General features: G+C 44.3%; 13 protein-coding genes. 12 read left to right on the forward strand and 1 reads right to left on the reverse strand.

Annotation, left to right across the window (positions count from 1 at the left end; genetic code table 11):
- Nucleotides 1–239: 239 nt before the first annotated feature.
- Nucleotides 240–455: a four helix bundle protein gene (locus KUV50_RS11235; RefSeq protein ID WP_222580250.1), complete on the forward strand. Its 216-nt coding sequence runs from the start codon at nt 240–242 to the stop codon at nt 453–455.
- 161 nt (nt 456–616) lie between these two features.
- Here KUV50_RS11235 and KUV50_RS11240 read toward each other — a convergent pair whose 3' ends face one another.
- Nucleotides 617–1,285: a protein-L-isoaspartate(D-aspartate) O-methyltransferase gene (locus KUV50_RS11240; protein WP_222580251.1), complete on the reverse strand. Its 669-nt coding sequence runs from the start codon at nt 1,283–1,285 to the stop codon at nt 617–619.
- A gap of 248 nt (nt 1,286–1,533) precedes the next feature.
- On the opposite strand from KUV50_RS11240, the gene KUV50_RS11245 reads away from it, so the two are divergent.
- The 11 genes from KUV50_RS11245 (at nt 1,534) to KUV50_RS11295 (ending at nt 11,620) form a co-directional block, all read left to right on the forward strand.
- Nucleotides 1,534–2,943 carry a phosphoglucomutase/phosphomannomutase family protein gene (locus tag KUV50_RS11245; protein WP_222580252.1) on the forward strand — a complete coding sequence of 470 codons (1,410 nt, stop codon included), beginning with the start codon at nt 1,534–1,536 and terminating at the stop codon, nt 2,941–2,943.
- A complete protein-coding gene (locus KUV50_RS11250) occupies nt 2,915–3,244 on the forward strand; it encodes a c-type cytochrome (protein WP_222580253.1) in 330 nt (109 codons plus the stop codon). Before KUV50_RS11245 ends, KUV50_RS11250 begins: the two co-directional genes overlap by 29 nt.
- Before the next feature lie 5 nt (nt 3,245–3,249).
- Nucleotides 3,250–4,302 (forward strand): NAD-dependent epimerase/dehydratase family protein, encoded by a 1,053-nt coding sequence (locus KUV50_RS11255; protein WP_222580254.1) that lies wholly within the window; start codon nt 3,250–3,252, stop codon nt 4,300–4,302.
- The gene (locus tag KUV50_RS11260) at nt 4,299–5,405 is read left to right on the forward strand and encodes a glycosyltransferase family 4 protein (RefSeq protein WP_222580255.1); all 1,107 of its coding nucleotides are present in this window, start codon (nt 4,299–4,301) and stop codon (nt 5,403–5,405) included. The genes KUV50_RS11255 and KUV50_RS11260 overlap by 4 nt, the downstream gene beginning before the upstream one ends.
- A 90-nt stretch (nt 5,406–5,495) precedes the next feature.
- The gene (ahcY, locus tag KUV50_RS11265) at nt 5,496–6,806 is read left to right on the forward strand and encodes an adenosylhomocysteinase (RefSeq protein ID WP_222580256.1); all 1,311 of its coding nucleotides are present in this window, start codon (nt 5,496–5,498) and stop codon (nt 6,804–6,806) included.
- 452 nt (nt 6,807–7,258) lie between these two features.
- Entirely contained in the window at nt 7,259–7,498 is a 240-nt protein-coding gene (yidD, locus tag KUV50_RS11270) for a membrane protein insertion efficiency factor YidD (protein ID WP_261395162.1), read from the forward strand.
- A gap of 52 nt (nt 7,499–7,550) precedes the next feature.
- Nucleotides 7,551–8,525 carry a porphobilinogen synthase gene (gene hemB / locus KUV50_RS11275; RefSeq protein ID WP_222580258.1) on the forward strand — a complete coding sequence of 325 codons (975 nt, stop codon included), beginning with the start codon at nt 7,551–7,553 and terminating at the stop codon, nt 8,523–8,525.
- The gene (locus KUV50_RS11280; RefSeq protein WP_222580259.1) at nt 8,500–9,516 is read left to right on the forward strand and encodes a DUF4271 domain-containing protein; all 1,017 of its coding nucleotides are present in this window, start codon (nt 8,500–8,502) and stop codon (nt 9,514–9,516) included. Before hemB ends, KUV50_RS11280 begins: the two co-directional genes overlap by 26 nt.
- Nucleotides 9,517–9,546: 30 nt before the next feature.
- Complete coding sequence (locus tag KUV50_RS11285) at nt 9,547–10,320, forward strand: uroporphyrinogen-III synthase (RefSeq protein ID WP_222580260.1); 774 nt, start codon at nt 9,547–9,549, stop codon at nt 10,318–10,320.
- A gap of 59 nt (nt 10,321–10,379) precedes the next feature.
- A complete protein-coding gene (locus KUV50_RS11290; RefSeq protein WP_222580261.1) occupies nt 10,380–11,030 on the forward strand; it encodes an NUDIX hydrolase in 651 nt (216 codons plus the stop codon).
- Nucleotides 11,031–11,035: 5 nt separating this feature from the next.
- Nucleotides 11,036–11,620 (forward strand): hypothetical protein, encoded by a 585-nt coding sequence (locus KUV50_RS11295; RefSeq protein WP_222580262.1) that lies wholly within the window; start codon nt 11,036–11,038, stop codon nt 11,618–11,620.
- Nucleotide 11,621 lies beyond the last annotated feature (1 nt).

Raw genomic sequence — 11,621 nt, forward strand, 5'->3', positions numbered from 1 at the left:
TTTTTAACCAACTGACTATCTTATTCCCGGATCGGGTGAAAGTCATAAAATGATTATTTAACTTTACTCATGAAATCAGAATCAATTTTGAGCGAATACACAAAATTTTAAACAAGCCCGTGTGGCATAAAGCCATTGCATTTGCGAATTATTCTATTGCTCTCTCTGAGAATTTGAAGTCCTCCCAAAAGCATTATTGACTCATCGAGAAATTCGAATCTGCATCATCTTCTGTTTCTATGAATATAGCAGAAGGGAAAGGTAGGAATTCTCAAAAGGAATTTGTCCAATATTTATATATCGCTCGAGGCTCACTTTACGAAACGGTAACTCTCGCTATACTATTCGAAAAACGAAATTGGATATCACAAGAAGAATTAGGAAAACTGGAATCCGATGCCATTGAAATTGCGTCCATGATCAAAGGATTGATTAATTCTATTAATCGCACTTAATCAGCTTTCAGCTTTATTCGCTTTGAGCTTGGTCCTTTCAGCTTTAAACTATATTCGCTTTCAGCTTGACCCTTTCAACTTTGAGCTTTATTCGCTTTCAGCTTAGCCCTTTCAGCTTTAAACTATATTCGCTTTCAGCTTGGCCCTTTCAACTTTGAGCTTTATTCGCTTTCAGCTTTATTCACCCCGCGCACCATCGGCACAAACCGGAAGTAGTCAAACCGTTCAATGACCGGATCGCCGTCTGTTTTCGTTAACCGGATCATTTGTTGCGATTCATGTTGTCCACCCAATGGAAAAACCATAAACCCACCCACCGACAATTGATTTTGCAGCTCCACGGGCATCTTATCGGGCGCTGCAGTGATCAGAATCTTATCGAAAGGTGCCAGATGCGGCAAACCCTGGAATCCATCGCCGAGAAAAGTATGAATGTGATCGTAGTCCAATTCTTTTAAAAGACGGGTCGTCCGGAGGTAGAGGCTTTCATGCCGTTCGATGGTATAGACCGCTGCCCCCATGTCGTGCAGAATCGCAGCTTGATAACCGCTTCCCATCCCCACTTCCAAGATTTTATCCCCTTCCGTGATCTCAAGGAGATTGGTCTGATAGGCGACCGTGTATGGTTGGGAGATGGTCTGCTCCTCCCCGATTGGGAAAGCGACATCTTTATACGCCCAGTCGTCGAAGCCCGTGTCAAAAAAGTAATGTCGAGGAAGCGCCCCCATGACCTCCAATAATTTTTCATTATCTATCCCCTTACGTCTAAGCTTTTTTATTAATTGCCGGCGCATCCCCCGGTGTCGGTACGTATCTTTATATTTTGACATATGTATTACTCCTTCGCTTACTTTATTCACTGCATAGTGATGAAAAACATGTTCGCAGGATAAAGATACAGATATATCTTGATTTCAAATTTTAGTTGTCAAATTCCAGCTCCCAGTTTCCAAACCTCCATGGATAAAAAAGTCGTGATTTAACCCGTCGACAACCCTGCCTCTGACATTTGATTTTCAATCCGGTTCTATACATTTCATAAATAAATATATATCTTGGCTCACTGAAAAACTACAGGATGAAAATAAAATTTGGAACAGATGGTTGGCGCGCCATCATTGCGGACGGATACACCTTTGAAAATGTACGTCGTGTGGCAGAAGGGACGGGAAGATTTATGCAAGAACAAGGGATGGAGAAAGTGGTGATCGGGTATGATTGCCGGTTTCAGGGACAGGCATTTTCAGAACTGGTAGCCGGCGTCCTTGGCTCCATGGGAATTCAGGTTGTATTAAATAATGCCACGTTTGTATCGACCCCAATGGTTTCCTACGCTGTTCACCATCTAAAAGCCGATCTGGGCATTGTCATTACAGCTTCCCACAATCCTCCTACCTACAGCGGGTTCAAATTGAAGTCCAGACACGGCGGACCGAGCATACCGGCAGAAGTAGCAGCTGTGGAAGATCGCATACCCGACGCACCCGTTGTACAGGTCCTAACGCTGGAGGAATTAGAGCAAAAGAAATTGCTACACTGCAAAGATCTCGAAAGCATTTACATCGATAAGGTCCGGGATTCTTTTGACCTGCAAGCGATCCATGATTCAGGATTGAAAATTGCCTACGATGCCATGTACGGAGCCGGCCAAAGGGCAGTCCGAAGACTATTTCCCGATGCCCATTTTCTGCATTGTGAACACAATCCCTCCTTCCATGGACAAGCGCCGGAACCCATCGACCGAAATTTACAGGAACTCGCTGCGACCATCCGAAATAATCCAGGCCAGTACGATGTGGGTTTGGCGCACGACGGTGATGCAGACCGGATCGGCATGTATGATGAAAATGGAAATTTTGTTGACTCTCATCACATTTTACTGCTATTGCTGGAGTATTTATACCAGTACAAAAAAATAAAAGAAAAAGTCATCGTTACTTTTTCGGTTACCAACAAAGTCAAACAACTCGCTGAAATGTACGGCCTTGATGTTGAAACGACCAAGGTCGGATTTAAATACATCGCTCAGCGTATGCAGGAAACGGACATTCTGGTAGCTGGTGAAGAATCCGGAGGAATTGCAGTGACCGGTTATATTCCCGAACGGGACGGCATCTGGATCGCATTGGTTATATTTGAATACATGGCCAAATCGGGCCAGTCGCTGACACAGCTTATTCAGAATATTTACGACAAAGTGGGACCGTTTACTTTTGATCGCGACGACCTGCACATCAGTTCAGAAAAAAAAGAAATGATACTAGAACACCTCCGGAGTCACCCTGTTAACCAGTTTGGTGATCGCAAAATAGCTCAAAGCGAAGACCTGGATGGATTCAAATACACCTTGGACAATGGCGATTGGGTAATGATCAGACCCTCCGGTACGGAACCGGTCCTTCGGGTCTATGCACAATCCGAATCCAGAGAAAGTGTAAAAGATTTATTGAATACCGTACATGACACACTCCATGCTATTGAATCATAAAATAAAATACACCCCCATCCTTTTAGGATTATTGATCTTCACTTTGATGCAGTGTCAGTCAACCTCTGAACTTAAAACAGGAAAAGAAATTTACCAGGCGTATTGTGTGAATTGCCACGGTGTCGACGGCAAGCTGGCAGCCATTGGCGCCATCGACCTTTCCCGTTCCGGACTTTCCAAAGAAGGTCGGGTGGAAATCATAAAAAATGGCCGGGTCACCATGATGGGTTTTCAAGATGTGCTCACCAGTGAACAAATCGATTCTGTCGCCAGTTATACCTTCAAACTCAAAGAAGAATGATCCGGATGAATAAAAAAGATAAAGTATTGGTGACGGGTGGAACCGGATTTCTCGGGGCATATATCCTGCGGGAACTAATCAATCAAGGCTTTCAGAACATCCATGCGATCCGAAGGAAAACCAGTGATATGAGACTGGTTAATTCCTTTAAACATTCCATTCAATGGCACACTGCGGACCTTCTGGATGTCGATGACATTTACCACCAGGTTCAAGGTGCATCCAGGGTCATCCACGCCGCCGGTTTGGTTTCTTTCGCCCCAGAGGATAAAGAAAAAGTGTATGATATCAATATCCAGGGTACAGAAAACATCGTCAATGCCTGTCTGCATCATAAGATCCCCCGGCTCATTCACCTTTCTTCCATAGCAGCTATAGCGAAAACTCGCCGGCGGGTCCCCATCACGGAGGAAACCAAATGGGTCGACGACCATTATATATCTCAGTACGGTCGAAGCAAACAACTGGGTGAAATGGAAGTTTGGCGAGGAGTTGCAGAGGGATTGGATGCGGTGATCCTCAACCCGTCGATCATTCTGGGTGCCGGTGATTGGAATGCTTCATCCTGTCGGCTGTTTATGCAAATTCACAAAGGATTAAAATACTACCCCCCGGGCGGTACCGGGTTTGTCGATGTCAGAGATGTCGCCAAAATTACCGTGTCATTTATGACATTACATCATGTAAATCAGCGATATATAATCAACCAAGACAACTATAGCTTTAAGTATATTTTTCAATTAATGGCTCGACATCTGGACGTGGATCCTCCCAGCATTAGTGCCCCCAAATGGGTGGCCAGCTCAATTGTTTTTCTGGAGAAGGTAAAATCAAAGCTTACTCAATCCAGGCCAGTGATCACCAGAGACAGCGTACGCAACGCTTACCAGGATTTTAACTATGACAATCAAAAAATAAAGTTACTTGGATTTACCTTTACACCCATTGAGCAGACCATCGAAGAAACCTGTCACTTGCTTCTAAAAGCTTATGATCAGGATTACATGCCTTACCTACTCTCAGCTCAGAAGGACCCCGTATCAAAAAATACAGCATGAAGATAGGATTCGATGCAAAGCGAGCGTTTCACAACCGTACCGGTTTAGGTAATTACTCCAGGACACTGATTCACAATCTAAACTCCTTTTATCCTGAAGAAGAATATCTCTATTTCACCCCCAATCCTGTATCGGATTACAACCATCTTTTTAATCCCAAACAAATCATCACCCCGACTGGAACAAATCCTTTGTGGCGAAGCATGGGCATTAAAGAAGATATTCTCAGATCAGAAACAGATCTCTTTCATGGTCTATCCAATGAGCTTCCATTTGGGATTCACAAAACGGGTATTCCATCTGTAGTAACCATTCATGATGTCATTTTTGATATTGTCAAAGCGGATTTCCCCTGGCATGATCGCATAATTTATCGCCTAAAAACAAAAAAATGCATTCGGGAAAGTACCCGGATCATCGCCATTAGTGCAGCTACAAAGCAGGATCTTATCGAACGGTTCCATGCGGACCCTGCCAAAATAAGCGTCATCTACCAGCCGATCGATCGACAGTTTTACCAACCCCGGCTTTCGAAAGATGATTCAGACTTTATTAAAAGTCAGTATAAACTCCCCGCCGAGTACATGCTTTATGTGGGTGCGCTGATGAAGCGAAAAAACATTCTGCCGATGATTCAAGCCTGGGAAAGATTGCCCCGGGCAGATCAGATCCCATTGCTTATTTTTGGAAAAGGCAATCACTATGAACAGGAAATCAAAGCATACCTCCACTCAAGAAACTTGGATGATCGGGTCCAGGTCCGTACACCGGTTCCGTTTGAGCACGTGCCTGCCTTGTATCAACTGGCAGAAACCGTTTTGTATCCTTCGTTGTATGAAGGGTTTGGTCTGCCGGTTTTGGAAGCATTGGCATGTGGTTCGAAGGTGGTCACCTCTTCCACCAGTTCGATGCCGGAGGCTGGTGGCAAACTGCCGGTTTATGTGAATCCATACTCGATTGATTCTATCTCCGAAGGAATTGTAAAAAGTCTCAAACATTCTCCGCCTGATGCTGTTAAGGTGAAAGAACATTTAAACACTTTTGACCGGGTGGCTCTGACGGAACAAATCATGAATTTGTATCGGGATATTACTGAAAAGTAATACCTTTGCATCCGATTACGGGATGCAATTGCTTCCCGGTAGTCACCGTTTTAAAATTGAACTTTAATTTATTAATTATAATTAATCAGTATGTCTGTAGATACCAAATTGAACTATAAAGTCAAAGATATCAAGTTGGCCGGATGGGGTCGCCGGGAAATTGAACTGGCGGAAGCCGAGATGCCGGGATTGATGTCTCTGAGAGAACGATACGGAGATTCCAAACCCCTTCAAGGTGCTCGTATAGCCGGTTGCCTTCACATGACGATTCAGACAGCCGTACTGATAGAGACCCTGGTTGAGTTGGGTGCAGAGGTGACCTGGTCATCCTGTAATATTTTCTCCACACAGGATCACGCCGCTGCGGCAATTGCGGAGACCGGTGTTCCCGTCTTTGCATGGAAAGGAGAGACCGAAGAAGAATACAACTGGTGTATCGAACAAACCATCTTCGGATTTGAAGACGGCAAACCTTTGAATATGATCCTGGACGATGGCGGCGATTTGACAGCGATCGTTTTTGAAAAATACCCCGAGTTGATCGCAGGTATCAAAGGTGTTAGTGAGGAGACGACGACAGGCGTCCACCGACTTTATGAATTGGAGAAAACGGGGAAATTACCCATCCCGGCTTTTAACGTCAATGACTCTGTAACAAAATCCAAATTTGATAATAAATACGGATGTAAGGAGTCTTGTGTGGATGCCATCCGCCGGGCGACGGATCTGATGTTAGCGGGTAAGGTCGCAGCAGTTGCCGGATACGGGGATGTCGGAAAAGGATCTGCAGCTTCCTTGCGCGGAGCCGGTTGCCGGGTCATTGTAACAGAAATCGATCCCATCTGTGCACTTCAAGCTGCTATGGACGGGTTTGAAGTTAAGAAAATGGAAGATGCGGCCAAAGAAGTCGATATTATAGTCACGGCCACAGGAAATAAAAACGTAATTTCAGAACAACACTTTCCTTTGCTCAAAGACAAGGCAGTGGTTTGTAATATCGGTCACTTTGATAATGAAATTAATATGGCCTGGCTCAATGAAAACTATGGCGATACCAAAGTTGAAATCAAACCTCAGGTGGATAAGTACACCATTGATGGTTCTGATGTTATCGTTCTGGCAGAAGGTCGATTGGTAAACCTGGGTTGCGCCACCGGTCACCCCTCGTTTGTGATGTCCAATTCGTTTACGAATCAGACTTTGGCTCAGATGGAATTGTGGGGGAACGGGGACCAGTATGAAAATAAAGTATATACCCTTCCAAAACACCTGGATGAAGAAGTAGCCCGATTGCACCTGGCTAAAATAGGCGTTGAGTTGGAAACTTTGACCGATGATCAGTCCGCGTACATCGGTGTGGCCAAGGAAGGACCCTACAAGCCGGAGTATTATAGGTATTAAGGGGTTAGGTGTTAGGTGTTAGGTGTTAGGTGTTAGGTGTTAGGTGTTAGGTGTTAGGTGCTAGGTGCTAGGTGCTAGGTGCTAGGTGTTAGGGGTAAGGGGTTAGGTATAAGGAATTAGGTATTAGGTATTAGGTATTAGGTGTTAGGTGTTAGGTGTTAGGTGTTAGGTGTTAGGGGTTAGGGGTTAGGGTGCTGCGCTGTTAGGTGTGTTGGGTCTCCCGTAAACTTCGCAGCACAACGCTGTAGCCACCTCGCCGGAGGTGAGGTTTTTACCACAATAAGCGGCACAATGCGTGTCGCTATGCGTTAAGTTCTGCTAAAATCAACGAGATTCGCGGGCGATATAGTAACCGGTATTTAGTTTCGGTACGCCAATAATTTATATAAAGCTCAATGGAGGCGCAGAAAAGAAACTTTCATACGGGTAACATCTAAAGTTCAGAACAAATGATGGCAGTGCTCAAAAAGATTTTTATTCTTCCGGTCCGCGTGTATCAGATTCTGATATCGCCGATCCTAGGTAAAAATTGCCGTTTTGAGCCGACCTGTTCACAGTATATGATCGATGCGATCGGTGAATGGGGCCCTGTTAAGGGGATCTACCTCGGGGTTAAGCGGATAAGCAAATGTCACCCGTGGGGGCCGCATGGTCATGACCCCGTACCGCTCAAGGACCGTCTAAAAGATTAGAAATAAATACTTCTGACCTGCTCATTATTCATAGATTATCATATATAGAATCATGCTAAGAAGACCGAGACGAAACAGAGCATCCAAAGCCATCCGGGCGATGAATCAAGAAACCCGGGTGGGGGTAAATGACTTAATATATCCATTGTTTGTCATGCCGGGTACCGGTCCCAAGGAAGCTATATCCACGCTACCTGATGTGTATCGGCACAGTGAAGCAGGCATCCTGGATGAAATTGCCGAAGCTATGGATCTGGGCATACAGGCCGTCATGCTTTTCCCTGCGGTACCTGAGTCCAAAAAAGATCCGCAGGCCAGTTACAGTTATGATCCTGACTGCTTCTATCTCACAGTTGCTGAAAAAATAAAAAATCAGTTTCCAGAGCTGTGTCTGATTAGCGATGTAGCCATGGATCCCTACAGCTCTGAAGGTCATGATGGAATCGTGGCCGACGGTAAAATACTCAATGATGAATCGCTGGAAATCCTAAGCAAGATGGCACTGGCTCAAGCCAATGCGGGATTTGACTTGATCGGTCCCTCGGATATGATGGATGGCCGGGTGGAGCATATCCGCCATACGCTGGATGCTCACAGCCATACTTCCGTGGGAATTATGTCATACACCGCCAAATACGCGAGTGCGTTTTATGGGCCTTTCCGCGATGCGCTCGACAGTACACCCAAATGGGGCGATAAAAAAACCTATCAGATGAACCCGGCGAACCGACGGGAAGCGCTCATCGAAGGTCAGCTGGACATGCAGGAAGGTGCGGATTACATCATGATCAAACCCGCGCTCCATTATCTGGATATTATCCGGGATTTACGGAATAATTTTCATATTCCCATCGTATCGTACCATGTATCCGGCGAATATTCCATGTTGATGGCCGCTGCAGCTCAGGGCTATGTCGATCTGAACCAGGCACTCCCGGAAACACTGACCGCGCTGAAAAGGGCCGGTAGTGATTTGATCATCACCTATTTTGCGAAAAGATATGCAAAAAATCACGTTAGTAATTAAGTTGAATTGCATCTGGCTATTTATCTTTTGGCTGGCAACAGGCTTCACAGACCTGGGGGCACAGTCACAAAACCCTTTTGAAATAAAGTCTCGAGAGCTCATTGACACAAGTTCACAACCGGGTAACACGTCCGAACTCAATATTCAGGTTCCAGAGGAAAGTTCGACACCGCCTTCGACATCAAACGATGAATTCACCCCCGGAATTCCCTTTTCGGATTCATTGGCTGTGGGACAAAATGTGGACTCCATGGAGGTAATAATTGGTACACAACGAACCACAGCCCCCCCATCGATCTCAGAGAAAAACAACAGACCAGTTCCCCCCGGAGAAATAAGTTCAGATGTGGACATTCAAGACACCTCGTGGTGGTTTTATGTTTTCGATCTGATTCTACTGTTGATTTTATTGGGGGCATTCATCTATGATAAAAAGGTATTCCCTCCATTGCGAAAAGCGTTTGTACACGAAAATTTTTTGAGATTCCTATACCGGGATACCTATCTGCGTAAGCCTGGATTATTCATATATTTGAACATCTTATTTCTACTTGGACTAGGATTCATCATCTTCCGGGCCGCTCAAAATTATGGAAAAGCATCCACTTTTTATGAGTATTTGACCATCCAGGGTGTTGTCGTATTGCTTTTTGTGATCAAACATGTTGTCCTTCACCTGACTTCCAGATTGGTCGACAAACCGTTTGAGGTAAAATTCTATCAATATTGGATGATTTTATCAGGCGGATTGATCGGGCTGTGGATGATTCCACTGGTCCTGATGATTTCCGTGCTACCGATAAAATATCTGTTTATTGCATTGATAATCTGCTTCATATGCATAGCATCACTTTTACTGTATCGTCAATTCAAGGCGATGTTACATGCCAAATTTTTTCTTTCTAAACATTTATTCCAATATATTTTGTACTTTTGTGCCGTTGAAATAGTACCCGCGGTATTATTAGCTGATATTTTGGTACACTATTGATAGAAATAAGGTAAAACTGCACTCCTTGATATGGCGAAAAAAGATCAAACAAACCAGGCACCAGACGTAAAAACGATTCTGGTCTCACAACCTAAACCCGAATATTCCCCTTATTATAAACTGGAAGATAAATACGGGATTCAAATTGACTGGCGTCCGTTTATACATGTAGAGCCTGTACCGGAAAAAGAATTCAGAAAAACCCGGATCAAACCGGATGAATATACAGCCATCATATTCACCAGCCGCAACAGCATCGATCATTTTTTCAGTCTGTGCGAGGAAATGCGGATCAAAATGCCCGACGACACAAAATACTTCTGCTTGTCGGAAGCTATTGCGAATTATCTTCAAAAATTTATTATCTATCGAAAGCGAAAAGTCTTTGTAGGTAAACGATTAATTTCCGACCTGGAAAATGCTTTGAAGAAACATAAGAAAGAAAAATTCCTCCTACCCACCTCGAACCTGGGTAGTAAACCAGTGCAGGATTTTCTTAGTAAAATGAAAATCGACTATCAGGAAGCCATGATGTATAAAACGGTTAGCAGTGATCTTTCCGACCTGGCAGCTATTACCTACGATGTATTGGTGTTTTTTAGTCCGTTGGGGATCCAGTCTCTTTATGAGAACTTTCCTGATTTTAAGCAAAATGAAACCCGAATAGCCGTTTTCGGAAACAGCACCAGTAAAGCGGTATTGGAAAAAGGACTTAAGATCAACATTAAAGCACCATCGACCGATGCTCCTTCTATGTCCATGGCACTGGAGAACTACATCAAAGAAATCAAAGGCGAAGAGTAAACGGTTTTTCTTATTTGTTGTTTGATCTGGTAAAGGATACATTTGTGAACCAGATTAGCATGAACAATAATAGAACGTACACCTCGGTTTTCCATCAATACGAGGACGAAATACTACATAATCCAACACTTGACCTACCCGGTCACGAGTCTTTGGATATGCTGGTAGACTCCCCCCGTTATCTCACGCCAACTCCACCGGATGCCCGACATGCGGCAGTAGTGCTACTGGTTCACGCCAGTCAAGGTGTTCCCTCGATACTTTTTATCCAGCGTTCGAACCACATTGTACAGGACAAACATCGGGGTCAGATTGCATTTCCAGGTGGAAAAAGAGAAGTAAACGAAACTCTAAAAGCCTGTGCTTTTCGTGAAATGGATGAAGAAATCGGGGTACGACTTCCCATCAGTCACCCCACCCGGCAGCTCACCCCCTTGTACGTGTCGGTGAGCAACTTTCTGGTCTACCCTTTCGTTGCATTCAAAAAAAAGCTCCCTGAACTTAGACCAAATCCGGAGGAAGTAGCCTCCATTATTGATAGTCCGCTGATTCATTTAAACAGCAGATATGCGATTCAACGAAAAGATTTTATTATCAGGGGGCAATTAATTAAAGATGTTCCCTATTTTGATGTAGCTGGTAAGACCCTGTGGGGAGCAACCGCATTAATATTCTCTGAACTATTGCATCTGTTAGAAGCAAAACCCTAAACGCTATGAATCAGTTGCGTCAAGCTTTGATCAACACCACGGCTGCACGACATAGTCGGCAGTGGACTGCTGACCTAATTATTTCAGAACCGGATCAGTTTGAAGCACTGCTTCACTACTGCTTTTCCAAGGACGAGCTGATTTCACACCGGGCGTGTTGGGTATTGGAGTTTGTGTGTCACCGTCGATTGGAATGGGTCCTGCCAGAAATGGATCTCCTCATCATGGGTATCCAGGGAATGACCAGTTGTGAGAAACAGTGCGAATCTTGTCTTCGGCCTTTGGCAAAAATATATGAATTGGTATCCGAAAAATATGCGCAAAATGATGCTAACTTTGTCGATCAAATAACTCCTGAACATACACGCAACATCGTAGAGCATTGTTTTGATTGGCTGATTGGAAATCACAAAGTCGCCACAAAGGCCTACGCCATGCAGACTTTGTTCCATTTAAGAAACACGCAACCCTGGATTTCAGATCAACTCAAACAGATCCTTTTAGCTCAGCGAAAGGAACATTCTGCAGCTTATCAAGCGAGGTCCAAAAACATTCTATTAAAATTGAGCAAGGAAAATTTTTCTAACTGAA

This window comes from Membranihabitans marinus (assembly GCF_019802045.1).
Taxonomy (GTDB): Bacteria; Bacteroidota; Bacteroidia; order Chitinophagales; family Saprospiraceae; genus Membranihabitans; species Membranihabitans marinus_A.

Bases quoted from the DNA above. Each gene is read 5' to 3' on its own strand.
- KUV50_RS11240 (WP_222580251.1), bottom strand. From the start codon at position 1,285: ATGTCAAAATATAAAGATACGTACCGACACCGGGGGATGCGCCGGCAA.
- ahcY (WP_222580256.1), top strand. From the start codon at position 5,496: ATGTCTGTAGATACCAAATTGAACTATAAAGTCAAAGATATCAAGTTG.
- KUV50_RS11285 (WP_222580260.1), top strand. From the start codon at position 9,547: ATGGCGAAAAAAGATCAAACAAACCAGGCACCAGACGTAAAAACGATT.
- KUV50_RS11250 (WP_222580253.1), top strand. From the start codon at position 2,915: ATGACACACTCCATGCTATTGAATCATAAAATAAAATACACCCCCATC.
- hemB (WP_222580258.1), top strand. From the start codon at position 7,551: ATGCTAAGAAGACCGAGACGAAACAGAGCATCCAAAGCCATCCGGGCG.
- KUV50_RS11245 (WP_222580252.1), top strand. From the start codon at position 1,534: ATGAAAATAAAATTTGGAACAGATGGTTGGCGCGCCATCATTGCGGAC.
- KUV50_RS11260 (WP_222580255.1), top strand. From the start codon at position 4,299: ATGAAGATAGGATTCGATGCAAAGCGAGCGTTTCACAACCGTACCGGT.
- yidD (WP_261395162.1), top strand. From the start codon at position 7,259: ATGGCAGTGCTCAAAAAGATTTTTATTCTTCCGGTCCGCGTGTATCAG.
- KUV50_RS11235 (WP_222580250.1), top strand. From the start codon at position 240: ATGAATATAGCAGAAGGGAAAGGTAGGAATTCTCAAAAGGAATTTGTC.
- KUV50_RS11295 (WP_222580262.1), top strand. From the start codon at position 11,036: ATGAATCAGTTGCGTCAAGCTTTGATCAACACCACGGCTGCACGACAT.
- KUV50_RS11280 (WP_222580259.1), top strand. From the start codon at position 8,500: ATGCAAAAAATCACGTTAGTAATTAAGTTGAATTGCATCTGGCTATTT.
- KUV50_RS11290 (WP_222580261.1), top strand. From the start codon at position 10,380: ATGAACAATAATAGAACGTACACCTCGGTTTTCCATCAATACGAGGAC.
- KUV50_RS11255 (WP_222580254.1), top strand. From the start codon at position 3,250: ATGAATAAAAAAGATAAAGTATTGGTGACGGGTGGAACCGGATTTCTC.